Below are 24,484 nucleotides of genomic sequence, written 5' to 3' on the forward strand. Positions count from 1 at the left end.
GGTTTACCAACTGCCGGACGCCCCACCGCCGCCACTGGAGCCACCACCCCCTGAGGAACTGCTGCTGGAACTGGAGCTGCTGGAGCTCGAACTCGATCCACCGCCCGAAGACCCCGACCCGCCGCTGGTCTTGCCAAAGATGAACAGCGCGGCAAACGAGGCAATCGGGAATGCGTACAGCCAGCCATTACGGCCGAGCTCCATCAGCACGCCCGCTGCCACATACACCCCCACCGCTGCCAGCAGCCGCGCAACAAAACCCACCCGGCTCTGCTTCCAGGCGTCCTTCATGATCACCAACAGCACCAGGTACAACCCCAGAACTACCAGCGCACCCAATGGAAATACCAGCCAGTGGATAAAGTTGACGTCGGCATATCGCTGATCAACCACCAGCAAGCCCAGGATGTAGACCAGCAGCCCTATCACGCCGTAAAACACCGAGCGCGCCATCCACAATGCGCCGAAGGTCGCGCCGCCGATCAGCATGATCAGGGGCATCACCAGCAGAAACATTGCCCAGTCGCGGCCCTCACCCACTATCACTAGCAGCAACGTGGCAACCACCGCGGCAATCAACGCGCGGCGCCACCGCAGTTTGCCAGCACTCATCAGCACGCCGCCAATGGCTCCTAGCACAAACGCCAGCGCGATTGCGATGAACTGCGGATTGACCCTTGTCCCTGTGGCTTTAGGCAAATCACCGCCATCCACCAGTACCACCAGGTCGTTGACGCCCTGGGAGACACCGCCGACGAAATCCCCCTGGCGAAAGGCCGGGGTGATGTGTTCTTCGATGATGCGGTGTGCGAGCAAATCTGTGACCGTGCCTTCCAGGCCATAGCCCACCTCGATACGCACCTTGCGGTCTTCTTTAGCGACCACCAGCAGGATGCCGTCATTGACATCCTTGCGTCCCAGCTTCCAGGCGCGGAACAGTTGGTTGGCGTAGTCCTCGATGCTCGCGCCGCCGGTGGTGGGCACCAGCAACACGGCCACTTGCGAGCCCTTGCGTTGCTCAAGATCGGCGAGTTGGTTTTTCAGACGGGTGGTGGTGCTGGCATCCAGCGTGTTGGTGAGGTCGATCACCCGTTGGTCGAGGGCCACGCCAAGCGGCGAAGTGTCCGCCTGGGCGGTGCCCAGCAGGCCTAGAAACACCAGCGCCACCAGACTCAAGACGGACTGCCGCAGAATCGCCATCATGCTTTATTACCTGAAGTTTCTTCCTGAAGGCGGCGACTTTACCTTATCTGCGCTATATCGCGTGACCCCGCACCGATGACTATCTAAACTCCCTCCATACATAGCAAAACGCCACAGTCAGGAAGCCCATGGATCTGCGCCACCGCAACAATATCAGAGTGAAAGGCAGCGGCAGCTCGACCCTGGTGTTTTCACACGGCTTCGGCTGCAACCAGGCCATGTGGAACTACCTGGCACCGCAGTTTTTCGAGCGCTTCCGCGTAGTGATGTATGACTTGGTGGGCGCCGGCCTGTCAGACCTTAGTGCATTCGACAAGACCAAATACAGCACCTTGGACGGTTACGCGCGCGATTTGAACGAGATTATCGACGCGTATGCCGTGGGCCCGGTGATCCTCGTGAGCCATTCGGTGAGCGCCATGATCGGCACCCTCGCCGACCGCCACGCCCCCGGCCGGATCGCCGCCCACGTCATGATCGGCCCCTCGCCGCGCTATATCGACGCAGACGGTTATGTCGGCGGCTTCAAGTTGGCGGATATCCAGGACCTGCTCGATACCCTCGACAGCAACTACCTCGGTTGGTCCAGCGCCATGGCCCCGGTGATCATGGGCGCGCCCGACCAACCCGCGTTGGGTGAAGAACTGACCGAGAGTTTCTGCCGCACTGAGCCGGCCATCGCCAAACAATTTGCACGGGTGACGTTCATGTCGGACAACCGCCAGGACGTGATCGGCCTGGCCACTCCGGTACTGATCCTGCAATCGAGCGACGACCTGATCGCACCCGTGGCCGTGGGCGAATACCTGCACAGCGTGTTGCCCAACAGTACCTATTGCCTGGTGGACAACGTCGGTCATTGCCCCCACATGAGCGCGCCGCAGGCCTGCGCGGAGGCTATGAAACGCTTCCTGGCGCCGTGGGCGGTCTCCCATGTCGGCTGAGTTGTTCGACAGCGCCGCCTGCGCCCTCGCCGTCACGGCGGAGGACGGCACGATCCTGCAAGCCAATTCGCGCTTCAGCGAGTGGCTGGGGTTCAGTACGACGGAGCTGTGCGGCAAGCGTTTCCAGGACTTGCTGACCATGGGCGGACGGATCTTCCACCAGACCCACCTGGCGCCGATGCTGCGCATGCGTGGCAGCGTCACCGAAGTCAAACTCGACATGCTGCACCGCGAAGGCCACAAGCTGACCGTCCTGCTCAACGGCATCAAACGCGAGCAGGACGACGGAACGCTGTACGACCTGGCGCTGTTCGGCACCACCGACCGCGACAAGTACGAGCGCGAGTTGCTCAATGCACGCAACTTCGCCGAAGCGCTGTTGCAGGAAAAGACCGCCACCGAACTTGCGCTCAAACTGGCCCAGGCCGAATTGAGCGACGCCTATGCCATTTCCCAGCGCCGAGCGCTGTTTGCCGAGCAGATGGTGGCGATTGTCAGCCATGACTTGAAGAACCCGCTCACCGCAATCCGCATGGCCTCGGATTTTCTCAACCGAGGCGAACGCACCGCCAAGGAGCACCAACTGCTGGGGCACATTGGCCAGTCGTCCGAGCGTGCCCAGCGCATGATCGCCGACCTGCTGGACTTCACCCAGGCGCGCGTCGGCCAGGGCATCACCATCAAGGCTGCGCCGTTGGACCTGCATGAGGTGATTCATCGCGCCGTGGATGAACTGCGCGTGGCGTTTCCTGCGGCAAACTTGGTGCATCTCGCCGAGGGCAGTGGCGAAGCTTGCCTGGACGCCGACCGCGTGCAGCAGATCATTGGCAACCTGGTGGCGAACAGCGTGGCGTATGGCGATCTGCAACGGCCGATCACCGTCACGTCACGGTTGGGACAGGGTCGGTGCGAGGTTTCAGTACACAACCACGGCAAGGTCATCCCCGAAGCCTTGCTCACCGAGCTGTTCGAACCTATGACCCGTGGCACCGACCAAGGCAGTGACGTGCGCAGCGTAGGCCTCGGCCTGTATATCGTTCGCGAGTTGGCCAGAGTGCATGGCGGCGATGTGGCGGTGAGTTCCTGTGTCACGGGCGGCACCACGTTTACCGTCAACTTTCAGCCAACGTAGGCGCTGCCCTGTATCACCGGTTCGACGCTGCCCGTCAGCACTACGCCGCCCTCGCCTGCCCAATGCACAGTGACCGTGCCGCCGTCGCATTGCACTTCGACGGTATCGTCCAGCAGTCCACGACGAATCCCATTGACCACCGCGCCACAGCAGCACGAACCGGAGCCCAACGGCACGCCGCCGCCGCGCTCCCAGATGCGCAGGCGGATATGGCCACGGTCGAGCACCTGCACAAAATGCACATTGGTCTTGGCCGGGAACAACGGGTGGATTTCCAGCGCCGGGCCCACGGCTGCCATATCGACAGCCGCGATGTCTTCCACGAAAAACGTGCAATGCGGGTTGCCCATGCTGCACGCCGCCGGGTTGCCGTCGATGGGCAGCGTGCGGGTATCCATGGCCTCGGCCAGCGGCACGGCCGACCAGTCCAGCGACGGCTCACCCATGTTCACCGACACTTGCCGCCCCGCTGTCCGCGTACACATCAGCAAGCCACGGTCGGTACGCAGCACCACAGAGTCCGTGCCCGCCTCATGCATCAAGCGGTCCGCGACGCCACGGGTAGCACTGCCGCAAGTGGCCAGCGGCGTGCCATTGGGGTTCCAGAACTTGATGCGTGCGGCGGCGTCGTCACAATCGAGTACCACGGCCAGTTGGTTGAAACCAATACCGGTGTGGCGGTTGCCGAGTTGGCGGGCGATTTTCGCGGTGATCGGATCGTCCAGGCCTCGGCGGTCGATGATGATGAAATCGTCGCCATGAGCGTGCATTTTTACAAACGGCAAGGGCATGGGCTGTCCTGTGGTCGACCTGCAGGGGAACTGAAGGATACCCTGAACCCACGCAACCTTATCGAGAGCATCGCATGTTAATTGTCTTCAACGGGCTGCCCGGTACCGGCAAAACCACCCTTGCCCAGGCACTGGCACGCCAGATCGGCGCGGTGTACCTGCGCATCGACGTGATTGAGCAGGCAATCCGTGATGCGGGTATGTTGGCGGGCGACGTGGGCGCCAGCGGTTATGGGGTGGCGAATGCCTTGGCGCTGAGCAACCTGCGATTGGGGCAGACGGTGGTGGCCGACTGTGTGAACCCGGTCCAGGAAAGCCGGGAGGCGTGGAAGACCTCGGCGGCAATGGCGGGTGTGGCGTTGCTGGATATTCGGGTGATCTGCTCTGACCGACAGGAGCATCAACGCCGGGTGGAAACCCGAACGGGAGATATTCCCGGCCTGGTTGCCCCCTCTTGGGCGTCGGTGCTGGCGCATGAGTACGAGGCTTGGGCTGAAGTGCCGCTCACGCTCGACACCGCACTCATGACGCCGGATCAGGCTGTGACAATGGTGCTGGCAACCCTCAAAGCACAGTCCCCATCGCCTTCATCAACACCAGGTCCCGTCCATAGATATCTGGCGCATACACCAACCCCCCCTCGCGATTGACCTCCACCGTCCAATAACTCAACAGCACCGGCACCGGCGTGGCCAACCTGAATTCATGCGTCACGCCGGTGGCCAGCAATTCATCGGTGCGGGTGCGCTCGGCTGGGCTCACCAGCAAATCCCGCAGCAGTAATGGCTGCTCGACCCGCACACACCCCGAACTGAACGCCCGCGGCCCTTTGGTGAACAGCGGCTGGCTCGGCGTGTCATGCAGGTATACCGAATACGGATTGGGAAAACGCATTACGATCTTGCCCAGTGGGTTGCGCGGGCCGGCTTCCTGGCGCAGCAGGATATTGCCGGGGCGAGCCCAGTCGATTTGCTCGGGCGCCAGCGGGTGGCCCTCGGCGTCAAGCACTTGCAGGTTTTGCTGGCGCAGGTATTCGGGGTTGAGGCGGATGGCCGGGAGTTTGTCCTCGCGCATGATGGTGGGCGGGATGGTCCAGGTGGGGTTGAGGGTCAAGCGGGTGATGCGCGACTTGAGCAACGGCGTCTGGCGTTCGGCACGGCCCACTTGCAGACGGGTTTGCCACACCGGAATCCCGCTCTGGTATACGCTCAGTTGCGCGGCGGCGACGTTGACCAGCACGCCTTCAGGCTCCAGGTCCTGGGCCAGCCAGCGGAAGCGTTCAAGGTTGATGCGCAGTTGTTCGCGCCGGACCAGCGGGCTGATGTTCAATTCGGCCACCGTGCCGGCGCCGATCACGCCGTCGGCCTGCAGCGAGTGGCTGAGCTGGAAGGCCTTGACCGCCTTGACCAGTTCATCGCGGTACTGCTTGCCGCCAGGTGCCTGGGTCAGGTAGCCACCACTGACCAGGCGCCGCGCCAGCTCCGGCACGCGTGGGTCTTCCATGCCGGGGCGCAACAGCGGACCACCGGCAACCGGGTCCCAATGCGGCAACGGTTGCAGACGCACGGTGGAATAGGCGTTGCGCAAGCTGCGATACAAATCGGCACTGGGTCGCGCCTGGTCGAATGCCTGTGCCATGTCTTGCAGGCCTGTGGCGGCAAACGCCAGCACTTCAACGTTAGGGTCGCGGGTGGGTGGCTGGGAATGCCACAGGGGTTCGAAGCGCGATTGTTGCAGGCGGCCGTAATGCAGGTCTTGCAGGGCTTGCAGATAATGCTGGCTGCTGGCGATATCGCTGCACAGCACGTTTGCCGTGGCATCCGGCGCAGGCAAGCTATAGTGGGTGGGGTCCAGGCCGTCATCGGCGAGCATCAGCAACTGAGATTGCAGGGCTTGTCGACGTTCATCGGCGGACCACAGCGGCACATTGCCTTGCTGCTGATAGAAGGCTTGCAGGCGCAGTTGGGCAGCGGCGTCGACCTGCGGCGCCAGGCCGGGGCAGACACTCGGCAGTTGCGCCAACGCCTGTTGCACGGGGGCCAGGTCCACCGGCGCCGGGGTGGTTACCGGCAACGGCTCGACCGGCAGCGCGTCGGCTGTCGCGACCAATGGTGCAACGAGCAGGCAAATGCTCAAGTAACATGCGTGTTTTTTGAACAATTGACCAGGCTCCAATCCACACCGGGGGACACTTCGTAGATGCTGACTTTCATGCGCCGCCTCGGTTTGATGACCGTGGCGTTGGCTGCCTTGAGCAATTTTGCGCTCGCCGCCAACCAGACCTCTCCTAACTTGTATAGCAGCCTGGCGCGCTCGGCTCCAGAACTCAATCCCACCGTACTCAAAAGCGCCCTGAACGCGGTGCAGTGCGCGGTCAATAACGGCGAGGAACGTTCCGAGCGCCTAGCGGTTATTGACTACTCCCAGCCTTCGACCGCCCGTCGGCTGTGGATCTTCGATTTGCGCAAGAAAACCCTGGTGCTACGCGACTTGGTAGCCCATGGCGCCAAATCCGGGGAAAACTTCGCCACCCAATTCTCCAACCTCGAAGGCAGCCACCAGTCCAGCCTGGGACTGTTCCGCACCCAGGAGAGCTACCTGGGCACCCACGGCTATTCACTGCGCATGGACGGCCTGGAGCCGGGTTTCAATGACCAGGCCCGCGACCGCGCCATCGTGATTCACGCCGCCGACTACGTGAGCCCCTTGTGGAGCAAGCGCGAAGGCCGTATAGGTCGCAGCCAGGGTTGCCCGGCAGTGCGCCCGCAGGTGGCGCGCCAAGTGGTGGACAAGCTCAAGGATGGACAGTTCATGTTTTCGTGGTACCCCGACCAGCGCTGGTTGAAGTCTTCGACCTACCTCAATTGCAAACCCCAACAGGTGGCGAGTAGTCGTACAATCCGTGGCGGATAGCCTGTCCCCATAGATAAAGAAGAGAACCACGCATGCTTCTACACCACTCCACCTGGATCGAGATCGGGCAGTTTCTGGAACGCAGCCGCACGGTGGTGATTCCCATCGGTTCCAACGAACAGCACGGCCCTACCGGCCTGCTGGGCACCGACTGGATGTGCCCGGAAATCATCGCCCATGAAGCGCAGAAGAACGCCGATCTGCTGATCGGCCCCACCTTTAACATCGGCATGGCCCAGCATCACCTGGGTTTTCCCGGCACCATTTCCCTGCGCCCTTCCACCTTCATTGCCGCGATTGGCGACTGGGTGCGCTCGCTGGCCGGGCATGGTTTCGAGAAGATCCTGTTTCTGAACGGCCACGGCGGCAATATCGCCACGATTGAAGCGGCGTTTTCCGAGCTGTACGCCGAGGCCAGCTTCGCCCGTCGCCCGGCCGGGTTTGCGTTGAAGCTGGTGAACTGGTGGGACCTGGAAGGCGTGAATGACCTGGCGCAACGCCAATTCCCGGTGGGCCATGGCAGCCATGCCACGCCGTCGGAGATTGCGGTGACCCAATGGGCCTATCCGGACTCGATCAAGACGGCTGATTATTCACCGCAAATCGCCAATACCGGGCCGATCCGTGAAGCGCTGGACTTCCGCGCGCGCTTCCCTGATGGACGCATGGGCTCGGACCCGGCGCTGGCGACGGTAGAGAAAGGTGGGGAGCTGGTGGCGTTGGCGGCGCAGGGTTTAGTCAAGACGGTCAATGCCTTCAGCAACGAAGCCAAGCCCTAGGCCATACGCGAAATTATTGGCATTCCTTGGCAGCAAGCTCAAGCCGCGACGGCGTAATCGTCGACGCCAGCGGCTTGCGCTCATACAGGAACACCTTGCCGCCGTCCTGGGACTTGTAGGCCTCCAGCACATCATCGGCGGCAATCTTGCTGGTCAACACCACTTTGGCGTGGCGCGAGTTCTGCGTCACGGTGGAGGTGATCTTGTGCTTTTCCAGCTTGGGCAGCACGCACTGCACATAGGCTTCAGGCGTTTTGCTGGTCTGCAAGGTCAGGGTTGGAGCGTTGGGGGCGGAAACACAACCGGCCAACATCAGAGAAGCAAAGGCCAAGGCCGGGGCGAAAAAAGCGCGCATGAAAAATTCCTGATTATAAAAAATAAAGGTCCACATCAACCTGCACGAACCAACGCCTTGAGCGAGGCATCGAACTGCTTCAAGGCATCCAGTTGCACGTCCCGCTGCTGCTCGATCTGCGCAGCAATTTCCGGCGCCGCCTGGTCATGCACCCACACCGACGGCACCTGCTTGTGCACCGAGCCTTCGGCCTTGGCGATGTATTGCAGGTTCGCATCATAGAACCGCGCAATAAAACGCGCCTCGACCTGGTCGTTACGCTGGGTCAGCAGTTGGTTATGGGTATCGAGCATCACCACCACATCAGGGTGAGCCAGCACCAAGGCATCCAGGTTGTCGTAGACCGTCACCGACAAAAAGGTTCCCTGCAGCGAACTCATCAACCAATCGATGGCCAGTTCCGGGTCGGAGCTGTTGACGAACGCCTGGCGGATACGCCCGTCGAGGGCACCCTTGGCGCCATTCAAGGCCATGTCGTGGTAGCGTTCAAGGTAGCTGAGGTTGTCGCGGGTGCTGTCAGTCAGCAATACACCCACCGACTGCGCGTGCTGCAGGGAGTCTACGCTACCGTTGATAGGTAGCAAATGGCTCGTACGCAGATCATCGGCGATTGCCGCGTTGTTGATAGCAACCGTGCCGAGCATCAAAGCCATCAACGCCAGCTGAATAAACGTCCTCATCGCGCATTTCCTTGAACAGCGTCTCGATGGGGTGATTTTCCGCTTTTCCTGCAAAAACAGAACTTGCGATCCTTGATGGTGACTATTATCTGAACCGATAGTGCTGACATAAAACTTATAAGGACCACGCCATGAAGCCCCACCAGAAAACCTTCGACCGCATCCGCGAAGCCGTACTACCGGAGTTTCGCGAGCGGGTCGCCGATTACCTGGTCGACTATGAGAACGTGTTGCAGGACGAAGCGGCGGACCCCGATCAACTCAACGCCAGCGCCCAGCAACTGCGCGGTTACCTGCGGGGTTTGAACACCACGCGGGTATTGGGCATGGCGGACTGGGAGGAACTGGACCGCCGCGTGAAGGAGGACTGGCTACGCGTGGTGGAAGCCGAATAACTGGCGGGGCGTGTCGATCAGCAAGGCCTGCTCGGTCTGCGCGGACCAACCCAGGGCTTGGCGCTGCTCCATCACTGCGCCATAGCCGATGGACGCTTCATGCTGGGTGTGCGGCCAGTCACTGCCCCACACCAACCGATGCAGGCCAAAGCTCTGCTGCAGCAACGGAATGGCCTGGTGGGCAAATTCAAGGTTCTGTGCCGCGCTCCCGCCGAGGCGATAGATTCCCGAGACTTTCAGCCACAGATGGCCACCGAGCGCCAGCTCCAGCAACTCGGTAAAGCCACGCTGCTCCACGCCCAGTCGCGCGTCGGGTCGCCCGAAATGATCGATCACCAGTTCCACCCCGAACGGCAGCAGTTGCCGCACCAGGTGCGGCAGGTCGTCCAGTTCGCGGTGCAATTCCACGTGCCAGCCCAGTTCGACGATATGCTCAAAGAACACTTTCCATCCCGGCTCATTGAAGTCCGGCAGTGCCCGGCCCACCAGGTTCAGCCGCACGCCCACGACACCTGAGCGCGCCATGGCGTGCAGAGTGTCGCGCGGAATATCGCGTTCAACCACCACCACACCGCGCAACCGGTCGGGTGCCTGCTGCAAGGCGGCCAGCAGGTAGCGGTTGTCGGTGCCCAGGAAGCTGGGCTGCACCAGCACGCCATGGCTCAAGCCGTTGGCGTGCAAGTGACCGAAGTAATCCGCCAACGTGGCGTCGTAGTCAGGGGTATAGCGACGTTCGCCGGCCAAAGTCAGCGTGCGGCTGAACACATGGGCGTGGGCGTCGATGCCGGTGATGGAGCAGTTATCGAGCATGAGGTTCGTCTTTCAAGAGTAAAAAAGGGTCAAGCCTGGGCGCGCTGGCCCGTCACCACATTGTCAATCGGCGCAGCTTCCAGCACGCGACCACGGGTTTCCGGCAGGCACAGCGCGGCGATCACCGCGACGCCGTAGGCAATCCCGGCATCGATGCCGATGGCCGAGCCGAGGGACATGGAGTCGCTCATATGCCCCACCAGGAACGGAAACACGGCCGACAGCACGCGCCCGAAGTTGTAGCAAAAGCCCACGCCGGCACCGCGCACATCCGCCGGGTACAGCTCGTTGAACAACGCCCCAAGGCTGGCCGGAATGCCGGCCGCGAAAAAGCCCAGCGGGAAGCCAAGGAACAGCATCTGCGTGTTGGTCAACGGCAGGAATACATAGGCCTGCACGGTGATCACACAGCACAGCGCGAACAGCACGATGTTCTTGCGCCGCCCGATGCGATCAATCAGCAAACCACTGGCGATGCAGCCGCACCAGAAGGCGAAGATGATCACCGCCAGGTAGCCGCCGGAGTTGAGTACCGACAGGTTGCGCTCAGTCTTGAGGAAGGTCGGCAGCCAAGTCATCACCGCGTGGTAACCGCCATGGGCGCCCAAGCCCAGCAGACCGCCGAACAACGTGACGCGAATCAGCTCAGGACGGAAGATGCCCGCCAGCGACTTGAAGAAACTCGGTGGAATCGCCTGTTCGTTTTGCAGGCGCTGGAAGCTGTCGGGCTCCTCGACATTGCGGCGCACCCAGATAATCAGGAACGACGGCAACAGGCCCACCACAAACATCACACGCCAGGCCATGTCCTGCGGCACAAACGAATAGATCAGCGCAAACACCCCGACCGCTACACCCCAACCCACAGCCCAGGCGCTCTGCACGGTACCCATCACCTTGCCGCGGTACTTGGGATTGATGGTCTCGGCCATCAACACCGCGCCCGCTGCCCATTCACCGCCGATTCCGAAGCCTTGCAGCGCTTTGACGATCAGCAACTGGTGGAAGCCCGTGACAAACGCCGACAAGAAAGTAAAAAACGAGAACCACAGGATCATCCACTGCAAGGTGCGCACCCGGCCGTAGCGGTCAGACAAGGTGCCGCCGACCCAACCGCCGATGGCCGAAGTCACCAGCGTGACGCCGCTGATCAACCCCGCATCGCCTTTGCTCAAGGCGAACGCAGCGATGAGTGCCGGGATCGCCAGACCGAACATCTGTACTTCCAATGCGTCGAGGGACCATCCGCCGAAGCAGGCCCAGAACGTTTTGCGCTCCCGGGGAGTGACTTGGCGATACCAACTGAACATGATTTTTATCCTTATAGGTCAAACGCGAGGCAGCCGAGCGCGAACCGTGCCGCAGCCGGGCCAGTGTTGGGCAAACAGTTAACGGTGCGGGTGTCGGGTCAGCGAATGTCCACGCGGTAGCGGAAGTGCTCGGCGTGCCCGCGAGAGCGTCGCCACTCGAGGGGCTGGCCGGCGTAATCGCGGGCCAGGCGCTCGATCACCACCACCGGGCTGTTGACCGGCACCTGCAGCAATCGCGCGTACACCTCGTTGACCGATTCGGCGGTCAGGGTTTCCTCGGCCGAGGCCACCACTTGCCCGCAGACGTCTTCATACACCGGATAAAGCAACGGGCCTTGCTGGGACAGGTCGATATCCAGCAACGCCTGGAAGCGCGTGCGCGGTAGCCAGATCTCTTCGGCCAGCAGCGGCTGCACGTCAAACAAACGGGTACGCAGGATGCGGATCACCTGGGACTCGGGCGCCAGGCCCAACGCCTCACTGACCGCCGACGGCGCGGCCAGGGATTCAACTGTGAGGATGCGGCTTTCCGGCACCTGACGCTCGCCCGCAGGGCCTTGAAAACGGAAAAATCGAAACAGGGAGGACTGGAATTGCGGGCGACGCACAAAGGTGCCCCGACCCTGCTGGCGCTCAAGAATGCCTTCGCTCACCAACGCATCGACGGCCTTGCGCACGGTGCCGGTGGACAGCTCGTACTCGGCGGACAGCACCGCTTCGGTGGGAATGGCTTCACCGGGGCGCCAGCGATTGTTGGCGATCTGCTCGACCAGGTGGTCGCGCAGGCGTTGGTATAGCGGCAGACGGGCATCACTGGACAAGGTATTCATGGGGCCACATTCACTTTGTTATTTAGTCATATATATGAATATGGCGAGAGTATTTGTCCGCCGGGTGACGCCTGTCAAGCGCGCCACCGCGGATAGAGGATGAATGGTCGGCTACAGCGCCGGGCGTTGCTGCCGCACCCACGCCTGCACGGAAGGCCGCTGCCACTGGCGCTGCGCATATTCCACCAACTCGGCGGGCACGCTGTCGCCATTGAGAATCAGGCGATTGAGCATCACCGCCAGGTCCACATCCGCAATCGACCACGCGCCGAACAGATACGCCCGGTTACCCGCCAACAGTGCCTGGGCCGCGCTGATCAATTTGCGTGCCGCCGCTTCGGCCACGGGGGACAATGGCGGCATCTTCTGCCCGTAGAACACCACCATCGTCGAACGCTCCTGGCGGATCGGCAACAAGTCGCTGCGCAACCAGGCCTGCACCTGCCGCGCCCTCGCCCGCTGCTTGGGATCGGCCGGATAGACCGGTGTCTCGGGGTAAGTCTCTTCCAGGTACTCAGTAATTGCCGAAGACTCCGACAGCGCAAAGTCTCCTTCTACCAGCGTCGGCACGCGCTGGGTCAGGGACAGTTGGGCGAAGTCGGCGGTCTGGTTCTGCGCGGCGTCCAAGTCCAGGGTCAAGGTGTCGAACGCCAGGCCTTTTTCCCGCAGGGTGACGAACACCGACATCGCGTAGGGGCTGGTATACAAATGATCAACATACAGGCGCAACGGACGCTGGCTCATAACGATTCTCCGTGAGTGGAACACCACGCTACGAGATGTGCGGCGAGAAAGACAATGCGCTGTTTTTATGGGGCCATTCCTACTCGGAATACCGGGCTAACCGGCAAAGCCACCCTTGTCTAAAAAGGCGCGCTCCTCCTCCGTGGTCTCTCGCGCCAACACGCCATTACGATGGGGAAAGCGCCCGAACTGCTCAATAATGCGCGCGTGCTCCTTGGCCCAATGGTAAGTGTTGGCGTCCAGTTGCTGGTTCAGGACCAGTGAGCGCTGCTGATCCGCCGGGTCTTCGGAGTGTTCGAACGGCAGGTAACAGAACGCACGCAATGCCGGCTCAATCTGCTGATCCAATCCAGCGTCGACCATGCGCCTGGCATACAGGCGGGCCAATGGGTCGGTGGCGAACATATGGGCAGTGCCGCGAAAAGCGTTGCGCGGGTATTGGTCAAGCAGGATCAGCAGCGCCAGAGCCCCTTGCGCCGAGTCCAGCCAGTGCTCCAGTTCGCGCCGGGCGGCTTGCAGGTGGGTGGTGTGGAAGGTGTCGCGGAAAGTTGCGTCGAAGACCTCGTCCTTGGCGAACCAGCGTTTGGGGCCGGCGTGTTTCCAGAAGTCGAGGACGGATTGTGGAGTAGTCATGATGAGGGGCCTGCACAAACGATTTCACTGACAGTATCAGAATCCTTAGTGACGAATCGCGGCAACGCGGTAATTAATGTTATAGGATAACACCCCATTTCCGCCCTGCCCTGTGACCCTCGCCCATGACCGATGCTGTTCCCCTGCGCCAACGCCTGCTGTCCATCGATGCCCTGCGCGGCCTGGTGATCCTGTTTATGCTGCTTGACCACGTGCGCGAAACCTTCCTGCTGCACCGTCAGGTCAGCGACCCGATGACCATCGACAGCACCGAGCCTGCGTTATTTGCCAGCCGCACCCTCGCCCATCTGTGCGCGCCAGTGTTTGTGTTGCTCACGGGCTTGTCGGCCTGGCTGTACGGCCAGAAATACCAGGGCCGGCGCGATGTGTCGGCGTTCCTGTTCAAGCGTGGGCTGTTCCTGGTGGTGCTGGAGTTCACCCTGGTCAACTTCGCCTGGACCTTCCAACTGCCGCCTAGCGTGATCTATATGCAAGTCATCTGGGCGATTGGCGTGAGCATGATCGCCCTTGCGGCGCTGGTGTGGTTGCCGCGCCCGCTGCTGATCGTGTTGGCAGTGGTGATCATTGCCGGGCACAACCTGCTGGATGGGCTGCACTTCGAGGCCGGTTCGGCACTGCATATTCCGTGGACAATCCTGCATGAGCGCAGCTGGATCGAAGTGGGCGAGTCGCTGCGCCTGCGCGTCACTTATCCGGTGCTACCGTGGATCGGTGTGATCGCCCTGGGCTACAGCCTCGGCCCCTGGTTTGCCAAAGACATGCAGCCGGCGCAGCGCCAGCGTTATCTGTGGCTGGGCGGTGCAAGTGCATTGATAGGGTTCGTGGTAGTGCGAGCGGTCAATGGGTATGGCGAAAAACCATGGCAAGCCTATGACAACGGCGTGCAAACCCTGATGAGCTTTTTCAACATCACCAAGTACCCGCCTTCGTTGTTGTTTCTGGCACTGACGCTGGGGATTGGGCTACTGCTGTTGCTGGCGTTCGAGAAGGCGGGAAGCAAGCGCTGGATCAGCATGCTCGCCACCTTCGGTGCAGCACCGATGTTCTTCTATCTGCTGCACCTGTACGTGCTGAAAATCCTCTACGTCGCATGTGTGGCACTGTTTGGCCTGAATCACGGCAACTACTTCGGCTTCGACGGTATGGGCGCCATTTGGCTGGTGGCGTTGCTGCTGCCGCTGGCGCTGTACGCGCCGGTCCATTGGTTCGCCGGGCTCAAGGCCCGGCGCCGCGACCTGGCCTGGCTCAAGTACCTGTAGAGGCTCGATCTATGCGTGAGTGGAGGTGAAAAGGTCCACTCATGTTGCGACCAGATGCACATAGAACGCGTGAAACATGAAATACGCACACACCGCCAGCGCCAGGCCCATGCAGCGGTTGAACGCGGTAAACGCCGACGCCCCGTTGATCCGCCGTCCCAGCATCGCGCCAAGCAACGCATAGAGCCACGGCGCGCCAAACGCGCCAAAAGCCAGCAACGCCGACACCAGCGCAATCGACACCCCGGTGATATGCGCCGCCGGCAGCATGACGCTGGTGATCGGCAACACCGCCATGATGCCCTTGGGGTTGAGCAACTGGATCACCAGACCGTTCCAGAACGTGAGGGTCTTGGCCGGTGCGGTAGAGACTTTTTCATCGACCACCGTGCGCGCGGTGAACACCTGATAAGCCAGGTACAAGGTGTACACACCGCCAATCAACGAAATATAGGGCAACGCCGCCTGGGAAATGATCGCCTCGCCGGTGTAGCCGAACAGCACGAACAACACCAGCATCGCGCAGCCCACGCCGATGAAGAACCCGGTGGACCGCCGGAACTGGCCGGTGAGCCCGGCGTTGAGTCCCATGAAATTCACGGGGCCGGGGCTGTACATGACGCTGAAGGCGTAGAGGAAGATGTCCATGGAAGACCTGCAGTAGAAAGAGTGTGGCGAGTCTACTGAGGGAGAGAAGGGCGAATCTTGTACGTTTGTGGTGGCGTGAGCGAGGATCTACTAGGACCAGAGCAATATCACAAAAACCATTGACGCTATTTCATCACGTCCCCAGACTCGAGGATTGCTGTTTATCCGGTTGAACCGTGCAATTTGTTTAGCGCGGTCGAGTTAGAAAACCACTCAGAATAACCTCCCACATGAATGCAACCGTTTCCCGCTTCAAACAAAACGTCACTGGTCGAATAAAGGCTAACTTCCAAGGCTACCCGCTACACGAAAAATTCTACTTAGTCAGTGCTTATATTCTTGGCGGCTACGTGTTCGCCAGTTTCATAGCGGTGTTGATTTTTCGAGCAAACCTGATAGATCCCTTTGCGAAATTCAGTGCGTATTTGATTGCAGCAACCTGCACCGTTGCCGTTGTCATCGAGTATTGGGCAACGCTCAAAGCGCTGTATGAAAAAACGTGGTTCAAGTGGGCGTTGGGCATCATCGGCGTGCTTGCATTCAAATACTCTGAACAGCACGCCAACGGGTTTATCAATGACTTTACCGGAATAGACCCGGGCTATCTTCCAGCGGCCTCGTCTACACTGACCACCCTCTTTGTACTCTATTCCTGGCTGCTGGCGGTCTCATCGTTCCTTGCTGTTTTTATGCTTTTGCATTGGGCCTTTGTTGGCTTTGAAAAGCCGAAAGGCGAACGACAGCTGAGAGACTGGAAGTACATTGCAAGGTTTGTGGGATTGTTCGTCATTTTCATCATTACCAGCATGGCCACTCGTACGTTCGAAGAAAGAGGTTCACTGACCGCTGCCCTTGCCAGACAAGTCGTACTTTCGACCGAGTACTTTAAAAAATCGCACTGCACTAACATTTCCCCATCCCAACGATCAGCGAACCTGTCAGACGGACTTGTTTCGGTGTATCAACCTGAATCAAACACTTTCGACGTCGTCAGGTGTGAGGCCTCGCGCTCAAGAGAGTGAAGGCAGTCAATTGCTGTCAAGCTGGCGTACGTTCTGGTTACCGTGCCAGCACTTACAGAACGAGAACACCTATGGACACAACGACTCAAGGCAGTTGCCTCTGCGGCGCAATCACTTATCACGTTTCGACACCGCTCAAGACCGTCACCCACTGCCACTGCAAAAAATGCCAGAAAGGCCATGGCGCTGCGTTCGCGACGTATGCCAGCGCGCGCCGATCAGAAGTGACGATCCGGGCTATGCGTGACACGCTGAAAAGCTATGAATCTTCGCCAGGTATCACCCGTCAATTCTGCTCGGAATGCGGTTCATCGCTGTTCTGGAGCGACGCTGAAGGAAAGTATCCAGAGTGGATTTCGATTGCGCTGGGCACGCTCGATACCCCGTTCAAGGTAAAGAGCCAGGCGCACAGTTGCATTGAGTCCAAGGCACCCTGGCTTGGTGGACAGTTCCTTTGAGTCCGCTCAACGCAAACGTCTCGATACGCAAACTGGAGCAGCTCCCGGTGCAGATCCGAGCCCTCGAAGCTCAGGCAGTCGCCGAAGGCTTCCGGTTCCTGACACGATTGATCACGGAGTGGGAAGACGGCTCCAATCGATTTGATCGGCCGGGCGAATGCTTTCTGGGAATGTTTTGTGATGGGCAGTTGATCGCCGTCGGCGGTCTTTCTTGTGATCTCGTCGCGGGATCAGGAGTTGGACGGCTTCGCCGGGTATACGTAGAACGTACTTACCGTGGGCGACAGGCTGGTAGGGCCTTGGTGGTGCAGCTACTGGAAAATGCTGCCGTGCATTTTCACAAAGTACGTCTGTCCACCGACACATCTGAGGCCGCAGCTTTTTATCTTCGATGCGGTTTTGAGCAGGTGGCTGATGACACCGCCACCCACGTAAAAATCTTGAAAAACGGCTGAAACGGATGCTGCCGGCTCCGCAACACACAATAAAATGGGGATCGTCGAGCTTCAGCGAGGCTACGATGGTGGTGTGGCAGCGGCATCTCTATCGGCAGTGCCGCCGTCATCGCGGCCTCGCTGGGGCTCGACGGCTCCCACAGTGGGTTTTGCAGTGCTTGAAAGGTCGTTACATCAACGGAATCGAGTAATTCACAAACACCCGATTCTGATCCTGGTCCCGCGCCACGTCACTGCGCGACACACCGTTGCGCCAGCCAAACCCAACGTTCTTGAAGGTGCCGCTCTGCACCACGTAATCCAGCGCGATATCCCGCTCCCACTCGCTCGCGTCGTTGCCACTGGCGGTAAGGATGTGGTCGCCCTTCAGGTACATCACCGACGCCTTCAACCCCGGCACGCCGAGTGACGCGAAGTCATAGGCGTATTGCGCAAAAGCGGTGCGCTCGCCGGCCTGGATGAAAGTCTGCACGGTACGGTCGGTGTAGAGATACAGGCTGGAACCGCCCTCCCCTTTGTTCACCAGGCCGCCCTGGTTGAGTTGGGCGAAGTTGCTGTCGTCCGAGACCTGCTGGTACCCGGCGGTGATCGCGTGCGGGCCCAGGGAGTAGATGAACGCCGCGCTCCAGGTGTTGTTGTCGATTTCACCGGTGCCGTTCTTGGTATAGCCGCCGAGTTTGTAACCTTCGGCACGGCCGGCGGCGCTGCTGTTCTTGCCGTCGGCGGTGGTCTTGAAGTAGCGCAGGTCGGTTTTCAACGAGCCGTAGTCGCCCAGGGGCAATACGTGGATCAGCCCGGCGAAGTGCTGTTGGTAATAGTCTTCGAGGTTGGCGTAGTAGTACTGGACCATCAGGTCCTTGGTCACCTGGTAATCGGCACCGGCGAAATTGAACTTGTTGCTTTCCTGGGTGCCACCCGCCGCTGCCAGACCACTGCGGTCGCTGGAGCCACGGCCGGTGGTGTGTTGCAGTTGGCCGCCGATCAGGGTCAGGTTGTCGATGTCCTTGCTGGTGATTTGCCCACCTTCGAACGATTGCGGCAACAGGCGGCCGTCGTTGCTCACCAGGATAGGTAGGTTCGGCCGCAGGTAGCCGTAGCGCAGTTCGCTCTTGGCAAAACGGGCCTTGGCCGTGGCGCCGCCACGGGCCCAGTTGTCGGTGGCCTTGCCGTCGTCGTTGGGGATCATCGAGCTGCCCACGTGGCGGCCGGCACCGCTGTCCAGGGTGATGCCGAGCATGCCGATCGCGTCGAGACCAAAACCCACGGTGCCGTCGGTGAAGCCCGATTGATAGTTGAGGATAAACGCCTGGCCCCACTCTTCGGTCTTCGACGGTGCGGCGGTGCCATCCCGGTTGTCGTTGTTGAAGTAGAAATTGCGCAGGCTCAAGTTGGCTTTGCTGTCGCTCAAGAAATCAGCCGACGCCAAAGGGCTCAGGGCAACGCCCAGGCTGCCGGTCAATACGCTTAACACATTCAAAGTGGCTTTCATCACAACCTCAGTCAATTAACCCATGAGCGTCATAAAACGGATACGGCCCCGGGTATTCCCCGAATACGCCGTTGTGGCTGATCAAACCCTGTTGCGCCTCCCAGCGATGCAACAGATAGCCCGCCGGCTCCAGGTTGAAATGCGCGGGCGCCGCTTCTTGTAGGTCCAACACGATCTGGTGCGAGGTGCCGGGGCACACACAACTCAAGCTGCCGCCAAAACGGCGTTGCATCGGCCGGTGCAAGTGCCCGCACAGCAGGCGCTCGACTTGCGGATGGCGGGCGACGACCTGCTCCAGCGCCGCCGCATTGATGAACGGTTCGCGGTCCATATGGCCAATGCCGCTGATAAACGGCGGGTGATGCAAAATCAGTAAGGTCGGCGCATCCGGACGCAGGGACAATTGCGCGTCGAGCCACTGCAATTGGCTGTCGAGTAACTGGCCGCCGTGGCCGCCGGGGATGGTGGAGTCGAGACCGATCAGGCGCAGCGGATGCTCGTCCACTACCCAGTCCAACGGGCCCTCTGCGGACACAGGCAGATAGGCGTGATCCCGGAACGCCTCCAGCAACGGTGCGCGTGTGTCGTGGTTACCCGGCACCAGGTAGCACGGCATGTGCAGGCGGGCGAGTTCGGGGTGCAGCACCGCGTATTCATCGGCGCGGCCGAAGTCCACCAGGTCACCGCTGATCACCACGATATCGGGCTGCGGATGGCTGGCGTTCAGATGATCGACGGCGCGGCGCAGCGCGCCTAATGTATCGACAACCCCATAAGTAAGGCGCTGGCCGGCTTTAAGGTGCAGGTCGCTGATCTGCGCGACAAGAAACGGACGATTCACAGTAGATTCTCAAGCATTCAGGGTGAACAACATGTGTGGCGCAATCGCCAGGGCAATCGGCGCTCCGACGGCGTACAGCTGGTTGTCGCTGCTGTCGACCAGCAGCGGTTGCGGGCCGCCCACATCCACCAGCAAACGGCTTTGTGCGCCCTGGAAAAACTGCGCCAACAGACGGCCGTGCAAGTGCCCTTCTCCCTCCATCACCTTCAGGTGTTCGGGACGGCAATAAACCGTGCTGGGCCGCTCGGCGGCCTGCCACGGCAACTCGCCGCCGCAGACTTTCAAGCCATGGGCCGAAGGCTCGATCACGGTGAAGGCATTGAGGTTGCCGACGAAGCCCGCGACGAAGGCGTTGGCGGGTTTCTGGTAGATGTCACGCGGGCTGGCCAGTTGTGCGACACGGCCGTGCTCCATGACCAGGATGCGGTCGCCCAGGGCCATGGCTTCGCCCTGGTCGTGGGTGACGAACACCGAGGTGATGCCAAGGCCGCGCAGCAGTTCATTCAGTTCGCTGCGCAGGCGTTCGCGCAATTGCGCGTCGAGGGCCGCCAAAGGTTCATCCAGCAACAGCACTTTCGGACGCGGCGCCAAGGCACGGGCCAGGGCCACGCGCTGACGCTGACCACCGGAGAGTTCATGGATGCTGCGCTTGCCGTGATGCTGCAAGCCCACCAGCTCAAGCAACTCGTCGCAGCGCTTGTTGCGCTCAGTCACCGACATCCCGCGAATCTTCAAGCCGTAGACGATGTTCCCCGCCACATCCAGGTTGGGAAACAACGCGTAGTTCTGGAACACCATGCCGACATCGCGGCGCTCGATGGGCAGGCGCGTCACGTCCTGATCGCCAAACAACACCTGGCCCAGATCCGGGCGCTCCAGGCCGGCAATCAGGCGCAAGGTGGTGGTTTTGCCACAGCCGGACGGGCCGAGGATCGCCAGGGTTTCGCCGCCTTCGACGGTCAGGTTCAAGTCATGCACGGCCACGGTGCCGTCGGCGAACGCCTTGCGACAGCCTTGCAGGCGGATAGTGATAGCGGTCATCGACGCTCTCCACGGGACAAACGGGCACTGATGGCCTGCAGCGCAATCAACAGCGGCACGATCATCAGCAAAAAGATAAGGGTGTAGGCGCTGGCAATTTCCAGGCGCGCCGAGGCATAGCTGTCGGCCAGGCCCACGGGCAGCGTCTTGGTCATGGGGGTGTGGAGCATCCAGGTCAGGTTGAATTCACCCAGGGACAAGGTCACTACCATCAGCACACCGGCCAGGATTCCTGCGCGGCAGTTGGGTACCACCACACTGAAAAAGCGCTTGATGGGACCCGCACCGAGACTGGCCGCCGCTTCTTCCAGCACTGGCAGTTGCTGGCGTTGCATCACCGCCATCACCGGGCGTACCAGGAATGGCAAGGTGAACAGCACATGCCCGACCAGGATGAACACCCAACTGCTGCGAAAGCTGCCGAACTGGCCGTAGGTGAGCAGCAACGCCAACGCACTGGCCAACCCCGGCATCGCCACCGGCAGCACCATCAATTCTTCGAAGGCGCGGCTGAAGCGGTTGTTCATCCGCACCAGGGCGTAGGCCGCCGGCACGCCGATCACGCAGACACACACCGCGCAGGCCAGCGCCAATTGCAGCGACAACCACACGGTGGGCGAATAGGCCTGCCACACCTGGATCAGCCAATCGAAGGTCAAGCCACTGGACAGACCGACGAAGAAGTTGCGGGTCAAACCCGCCAGCAACGACATCAGCACCGGCACCAACATGAAGGCGCACACCAGCAGGGTGAACAGCAGTTGCAGCACAAACAACGATGAGCGCTTCACAGCACAGTCCCCGCGTTTTTCACCAGGCGCCGCGTGAGCAGCAACACGGCCCAGGTCACCGCGCCGAGCACCACCGACAGCGCGGCAGCCACGGCAAAGTTGGCGTAGTTGGTGAATACGTTGTAGATCGCCACCGGGGTGACATTCAGTCGCGTGCCCAAGGTAAAGGCCGTGCCGAAGGCGCCCATGGACGTGGCAAAACAGATCGCCCCGCAGGACGCCAATGCGGGCGCCAGACCCGGCACGATCACGTCGCACACCACGCGCCAATGCCCGGCGCCCAGGGAGTGCGCAGCTTCTTCCAGGCTACGATCAAGGCTCTCGCAAGCGGCCATCACCGTGAGGATCACCCGTGGAATCGAGAAGTACAGGTAGCCCACGAACAGCCCTGCCAACGAGTAGGCAAAGATCCATCGTTCACCGGCCAGTTGCAGGCCCAGTGAGGCCAGCAAACCTTGACGCCCTGCCAGCAGAATCACCAGGAAGCCCACCACCACACCGGGAAAGGCCAAAGGAAAAGTGAGCAACGCCACCAGTGCCGAGCGCCCGAAAAACTGGTGCCGGGCGAGGAACACGCCGCTGATGCCGCCGATCACCAGCGCCACCAGCGTCACCACCACGGCCAGGACCAGCGTTTGCCCAAGGCTGCCCAGGTACTGCGCGCTGCTGAGCACCTGCCAGTAACCGCTGCCGTTGCTGTCGCGGCTCTCGGCGCCGAGCACCATCAAGTGCGCCAGCGGCAGCAGCCAGAACGCGAGCAGCACCGCAAAGGCCGGGGCCAACGCCCAGGCGGCATGTTTTGCCGATGCTGCCACTTACTTGACCTCGTTCAGGTAACGGGCGGCGAAGGCTTCCTGCACTGCGGCCATTTTTTCGTAGTCCACCACCCCGGCGCGGGCATAGTCGCTGTCGGGCAGGAACTGTGCGGCCACGTCAGCCGGCATTTTCATCGGGCGCACTGGGCGCAGGTAGGCTTTGGCCCAGAGTGCCTGGCCTTCGTCCGACAGCACGAAGTCGAGGACTTTTTCCGCATTGGCGCGGTGTGGCGCGTTGGCGACCAGGCTCATCACGTAGGGCACGCTGATGCTGCCTTCCTTCGGGATCACAAAGTCGACGTTGGCTTTGTCTTTGTAGCGCGCGCGGTAGGCGTTGAAGTCGTAGTCCACCAGGATCGGCAACTCACCGGACAGCACCCGCGCATAGGCGGTTTGCTTGGGCACGATGGGCGCGTTCTTCGCCAACTTCTGGAAGTAGTCGATGGCGGGGGCGAAGTTGTCGAGGTCACCGCCCAGGGCGCGGTTGATCGCCACAGCCGAGACGTAGCCAACGAAGGCGCTGGAGGGATCGAGGTAACCGACCATGCCTTTGTACTCAGGCTTGAGCAGATCGGCCCAGCTTTGCGGCACCGGCAAACCACCGAGCGCGTCGACGTTGACCATGATGCCCAAGGTGCCGGAGTGGATCGCGAACCAATGGCCGGCCGGGTCCTTGAGGCCAGCGGGGATCTGGTCCCAGGCCTTGGGCTTGTAGGTGCCGACCACCTCGGCTTTTTGCGCCTGCAGGCCGAAGGTCACGCCGTAGTAAACGACGTCAGCGACCGGGGCGGCTTTTTCCGCCACCAATTGCGCCAGCGACTGGCCGGAGTTCTTGTTGTCCAGCGGCACCTGCACGCCTGTGCTGGCAGCGATGGCCTTGAGCTGGGTGCCCCAGTCGGCCCAGTCCGGCGGGCAGTTGTAGCAGATCGCGGTTTCGGCGGCCTGGGCCAGGCTGGCCGCACCGCACAGCAGCACGGCTGCCAGGGTTTTACTGAGTGCGCGCATCAAGGGTTTCCTCGTGGGGTTGAGTACTGTCGCCCGGCCGGATATGGCAAGGCAGGCAATGGGACGTCGGGGCGTTGCCGGCGATTTGCGCCAGCAGTTGGTCAATCACGGTGCTGGCCAGCAAGGCGATGGGTTGCACCACGCTGCACAGGGTTGGGTGCATCTGGGTGCCGAGGCTGATGCCGTCGAAGCCCATCACCGACAGCTGTTCGGGCACGTTCCAGGCGTTGCGGCGCAGTTCGGCGATCAGGCTGATTGCCAGGAAGTCGTTGGAACACACCAGCGCGGTGGGCGCATCGGGGCCTTGAAGAAAGGGTTCGATGGCGGCGAACTCGGCCTGGGTATGGGCCGGCATTTCAATCACCGGGCGGGGGTCGAGAGCGTATTCGCGCATTGCATCGCAATAACCGGCGTAGCGCAGGCGGGCACGGTCGGATTGCAGCGCAGGGCCGGCGACCATGCTGATGCGTCGATGGCCGGCTTCCAGCAGATAACGCGTGGCCAGGGCCATGCCTGCGCGGTTGTCCACCGACACGGCGCTGTAGTTGGGGTTGCTCGGTTGGTGATAAGCCAGCACGAATGGGGTTTGTTCGGTGTTCAAGCTGCTGAGCACGCTGTTGCTCTCGGCATCAGTGACCGTCAGCACCAGGCCATCGACGCGCTGGCGCAACAATTCTTCCACCACAATGCATTCGCGTTCGCTGCTGTAGTCGGTAGTCGCCAGCAACAGGCTGTAGCCCCGCGCCCGGGCGGCGCGCTCCATGGCCTGGAATTGTTCAGCAAACACCGGATTGAGCAGATTGGGCACCACCACGCCAATCAACTGGGTGGTTTGCAGGCGCAGTTGGCGGCCCAGCAGATTGGGGCGAAAACCCAGCTCACGGGCGGCGGCGAACACCTGCTCCCGGGTAGTCGGGCGCACCTGGTCGGGAGAAGCAAAAGTGCGGGCGGCGGTGGCGCGGGATACGCCCGCCAGCCGGGCTACGTCTTTCAGGTCAGTCATTGTCACTCGCTTGAGATCGATCTCATTGGCGAGGACAGTAGCGGGGGAATGTGGCAGTTCAGTGCCGAGAACATGACGATTTGATGTCATCCAAGGACTGCTGCTATGCACCTGTGG

28 protein-coding genes are annotated in these 24,484 nt (G+C 61.2%); 10 read left to right on the forward strand and 18 right to left on the reverse strand.

What is annotated here, in order from left to right:
- Positions 1-3 precede the first annotated feature (3 nt).
- Complete coding sequence (locus U367_RS0108280) at positions 4-1,203, reverse strand: TPM domain-containing protein (RefSeq protein ID WP_028616521.1); 1,200 nt, start codon at positions 1,201-1,203, stop codon at positions 4-6.
- A 128-nt stretch (positions 1,204-1,331) separates the two neighbouring features.
- Between U367_RS0108280 and U367_RS0108285 the strand changes: the two genes are divergently transcribed.
- The gene (locus U367_RS0108285; RefSeq protein WP_028616522.1) at positions 1,332-2,147 is read left to right on the forward strand and encodes an alpha/beta fold hydrolase; all 816 of its coding nucleotides are present in this window, start codon (positions 1,332-1,334) and stop codon (positions 2,145-2,147) included.
- Positions 2,137-3,279 carry a PAS domain-containing sensor histidine kinase gene (locus tag U367_RS0108290; protein WP_028616523.1) on the forward strand — a complete coding sequence of 381 codons (1,143 nt, stop codon included), beginning with the start codon at positions 2,137-2,139 and terminating at the stop codon, positions 3,277-3,279. Before U367_RS0108285 ends, U367_RS0108290 begins: the two co-directional genes overlap by 11 nt.
- On the opposite strand, the gene dapF is transcribed toward U367_RS0108290, so the two are convergent.
- Positions 3,267-4,070 (reverse strand): diaminopimelate epimerase, encoded by an 804-nt coding sequence (gene dapF, locus U367_RS0108295; RefSeq protein WP_028616524.1) that lies wholly within the window; start codon positions 4,068-4,070, stop codon positions 3,267-3,269. The two genes, U367_RS0108290 and dapF, sit on opposite strands and share 13 nt — an antisense overlap.
- A 74-nt stretch (positions 4,071-4,144) precedes the next feature.
- Between dapF and U367_RS0108300 the strand changes: the two genes are divergently transcribed.
- Positions 4,145-4,720, forward strand: coding sequence for an AAA family ATPase (locus U367_RS0108300; RefSeq protein WP_028616525.1), 576 nt, complete (start codon positions 4,145-4,147; stop codon positions 4,718-4,720).
- Here U367_RS0108300 and U367_RS0108305 read toward each other — a convergent pair.
- Positions 4,635-6,230, reverse strand: coding sequence for a L,D-transpeptidase family protein (locus tag U367_RS0108305; RefSeq protein WP_028616526.1), 1,596 nt, complete (start codon positions 6,228-6,230; stop codon positions 4,635-4,637). The genes U367_RS0108300 and U367_RS0108305 overlap by 86 nt on opposite strands.
- A 39-nt stretch (positions 6,231-6,269) precedes the next feature.
- On the opposite strand from U367_RS0108305, the gene U367_RS0108310 reads away from it, so the two are divergent.
- Together U367_RS0108310 and U367_RS0108315 are read left to right on the forward strand one after the other, a co-directional pair.
- Positions 6,270-6,983 carry a murein L,D-transpeptidase catalytic domain family protein gene (locus U367_RS0108310; RefSeq protein WP_028616527.1) on the forward strand — a complete coding sequence of 238 codons (714 nt, stop codon included), beginning with the start codon at positions 6,270-6,272 and terminating at the stop codon, positions 6,981-6,983.
- A 32-nt stretch (positions 6,984-7,015) separates the two neighbouring features.
- Positions 7,016-7,762 (forward strand): creatininase family protein, encoded by a 747-nt coding sequence (locus U367_RS0108315; RefSeq protein WP_028616528.1) that lies wholly within the window; start codon positions 7,016-7,018, stop codon positions 7,760-7,762.
- Positions 7,763-7,775: 13 nt separating this feature from the next.
- On the opposite strand, the gene U367_RS0108320 is transcribed toward U367_RS0108315, so the two are convergent.
- Positions 7,776-8,117, reverse strand: coding sequence for a hypothetical protein (locus U367_RS0108320; RefSeq protein ID WP_016977143.1), 342 nt, complete (start codon positions 8,115-8,117; stop codon positions 7,776-7,778).
- A gap of 35 nt (positions 8,118-8,152) precedes the next feature.
- Positions 8,153-8,797, reverse strand: a complete 645-nt coding sequence (locus U367_RS0108325; RefSeq protein ID WP_028616529.1) for a hypothetical protein — start codon at positions 8,795-8,797, stop codon at positions 8,153-8,155.
- Between the two features lie 131 nt (positions 8,798-8,928).
- Here U367_RS0108325 and U367_RS0108330 point away from each other — a divergent pair, with 131 nt between their 5' ends.
- The gene (locus U367_RS0108330; protein ID WP_028616530.1) at positions 8,929-9,192 is read left to right on the forward strand and encodes a hypothetical protein; all 264 of its coding nucleotides are present in this window, start codon (positions 8,929-8,931) and stop codon (positions 9,190-9,192) included.
- Here the strand turns inward: U367_RS0108330 and U367_RS0108335 are convergent.
- From U367_RS0108335 to U367_RS0108355, 5 genes are all read right to left on the reverse strand, one after another.
- A complete protein-coding gene (locus tag U367_RS0108335; RefSeq protein WP_028616531.1) occupies positions 9,169-10,002 on the reverse strand; it encodes an amidohydrolase family protein in 834 nt (277 codons plus the stop codon). The two genes, U367_RS0108330 and U367_RS0108335, sit on opposite strands and share 24 nt — an antisense overlap.
- A gap of 29 nt (positions 10,003-10,031) precedes the next feature.
- Positions 10,032-11,312: an MFS transporter gene (locus U367_RS0108340; protein ID WP_028616532.1), complete on the reverse strand. Its 1,281-nt coding sequence runs from the start codon at positions 11,310-11,312 to the stop codon at positions 10,032-10,034.
- 98 nt (positions 11,313-11,410) lie between these two features.
- Positions 11,411-12,142 carry a GntR family transcriptional regulator gene (locus tag U367_RS0108345; protein WP_028616533.1) on the reverse strand — a complete coding sequence of 244 codons (732 nt, stop codon included), beginning with the start codon at positions 12,140-12,142 and terminating at the stop codon, positions 11,411-11,413.
- A 111-nt stretch (positions 12,143-12,253) separates the two neighbouring features.
- Positions 12,254-12,886 carry a glutathione transferase gene (yfcF, locus tag U367_RS0108350; protein WP_028616534.1) on the reverse strand — a complete coding sequence of 211 codons (633 nt, stop codon included), beginning with the start codon at positions 12,884-12,886 and terminating at the stop codon, positions 12,254-12,256.
- A gap of 96 nt (positions 12,887-12,982) precedes the next feature.
- Positions 12,983-13,519: a DUF924 family protein gene (locus tag U367_RS0108355; RefSeq protein ID WP_028616535.1), complete on the reverse strand. Its 537-nt coding sequence runs from the start codon at positions 13,517-13,519 to the stop codon at positions 12,983-12,985.
- Positions 13,520-13,644: 125 nt separating this feature from the next.
- Between U367_RS0108355 and U367_RS0108360 the strand changes: the two genes are divergently transcribed.
- Positions 13,645-14,799, forward strand: coding sequence for a DUF1624 domain-containing protein (locus U367_RS0108360; RefSeq protein WP_028616536.1), 1,155 nt, complete (start codon positions 13,645-13,647; stop codon positions 14,797-14,799).
- A gap of 39 nt (positions 14,800-14,838) precedes the next feature.
- On the opposite strand, the gene U367_RS0108365 is transcribed toward U367_RS0108360, so the two are convergent.
- Positions 14,839-15,447, reverse strand: coding sequence for a LysE family translocator (locus U367_RS0108365; protein ID WP_028616537.1), 609 nt, complete (start codon positions 15,445-15,447; stop codon positions 14,839-14,841).
- Positions 15,448-15,677: 230 nt separating this feature from the next.
- Between U367_RS0108365 and U367_RS0108370 the strand changes: the two genes are divergently transcribed.
- The 3 genes from U367_RS0108370 to U367_RS0108375 all read left to right on the forward strand — a co-directional run bounded on the left by U367_RS0108370 (position 15,678) and on the right by U367_RS0108375 (position 17,382).
- Positions 15,678-16,469 carry a hypothetical protein gene (locus tag U367_RS0108370; RefSeq protein WP_028616538.1) on the forward strand — a complete coding sequence of 264 codons (792 nt, stop codon included), beginning with the start codon at positions 15,678-15,680 and terminating at the stop codon, positions 16,467-16,469.
- 71 nt (positions 16,470-16,540) lie between these two features.
- Positions 16,541-16,927, forward strand: a complete 387-nt coding sequence (locus tag U367_RS01000000129950; RefSeq protein ID WP_032864159.1) for a GFA family protein — start codon at positions 16,541-16,543, stop codon at positions 16,925-16,927.
- Positions 16,924-17,382: a GNAT family N-acetyltransferase gene (locus U367_RS0108375; protein WP_028616539.1), complete on the forward strand. Its 459-nt coding sequence runs from the start codon at positions 16,924-16,926 to the stop codon at positions 17,380-17,382. Before U367_RS01000000129950 ends, U367_RS0108375 begins: the two co-directional genes overlap by 4 nt.
- Before the next feature lie 169 nt (positions 17,383-17,551).
- On the opposite strand, the gene U367_RS0108380 is transcribed toward U367_RS0108375, so the two are convergent.
- From U367_RS0108380 to U367_RS0108410, 7 genes are read right to left on the reverse strand one after another with little or no spacing between them, the layout of a single operon-like run.
- Complete coding sequence (locus tag U367_RS0108380; protein WP_028616540.1) at positions 17,552-18,871, reverse strand: OprD family porin; 1,320 nt, start codon at positions 18,869-18,871, stop codon at positions 17,552-17,554.
- Positions 18,872-18,878: 7 nt separating this feature from the next.
- Positions 18,879-19,712: a phosphodiesterase gene (locus tag U367_RS0108385; RefSeq protein WP_028616541.1), complete on the reverse strand. Its 834-nt coding sequence runs from the start codon at positions 19,710-19,712 to the stop codon at positions 18,879-18,881.
- Positions 19,713-19,721: 9 nt separating this feature from the next.
- A complete protein-coding gene (locus tag U367_RS0108390) occupies positions 19,722-20,753 on the reverse strand; it encodes an ABC transporter ATP-binding protein (protein ID WP_028616542.1) in 1,032 nt (343 codons plus the stop codon).
- Entirely contained in the window at positions 20,750-21,544 is a 795-nt protein-coding gene (locus tag U367_RS0108395; RefSeq protein ID WP_028616543.1) for an ABC transporter permease, read from the reverse strand. The genes U367_RS0108390 and U367_RS0108395 overlap by 4 nt, the downstream gene beginning before the upstream one ends.
- Positions 21,541-22,359 carry an ABC transporter permease gene (locus tag U367_RS0108400; protein WP_028616544.1) on the reverse strand — a complete coding sequence of 273 codons (819 nt, stop codon included), beginning with the start codon at positions 22,357-22,359 and terminating at the stop codon, positions 21,541-21,543. Before U367_RS0108400 ends, U367_RS0108395 begins: the two co-directional genes overlap by 4 nt.
- Complete coding sequence (locus U367_RS0108405) at positions 22,360-23,364, reverse strand: ABC transporter substrate-binding protein (RefSeq protein WP_028616545.1); 1,005 nt, start codon at positions 23,362-23,364, stop codon at positions 22,360-22,362.
- Positions 23,348-24,367 carry a LacI family DNA-binding transcriptional regulator gene (locus U367_RS0108410; protein WP_028616546.1) on the reverse strand — a complete coding sequence of 340 codons (1,020 nt, stop codon included), beginning with the start codon at positions 24,365-24,367 and terminating at the stop codon, positions 23,348-23,350. The genes U367_RS0108405 and U367_RS0108410 overlap by 17 nt, the downstream gene beginning before the upstream one ends.
- Positions 24,368-24,484: the final 117 nt, after the last annotated feature.

It is taken from the genome of Pseudomonas canadensis, assembly GCF_000503215.1.
Taxonomy (GTDB): domain Bacteria; phylum Pseudomonadota; class Gammaproteobacteria; order Pseudomonadales; family Pseudomonadaceae; genus Aquipseudomonas; species Aquipseudomonas canadensis.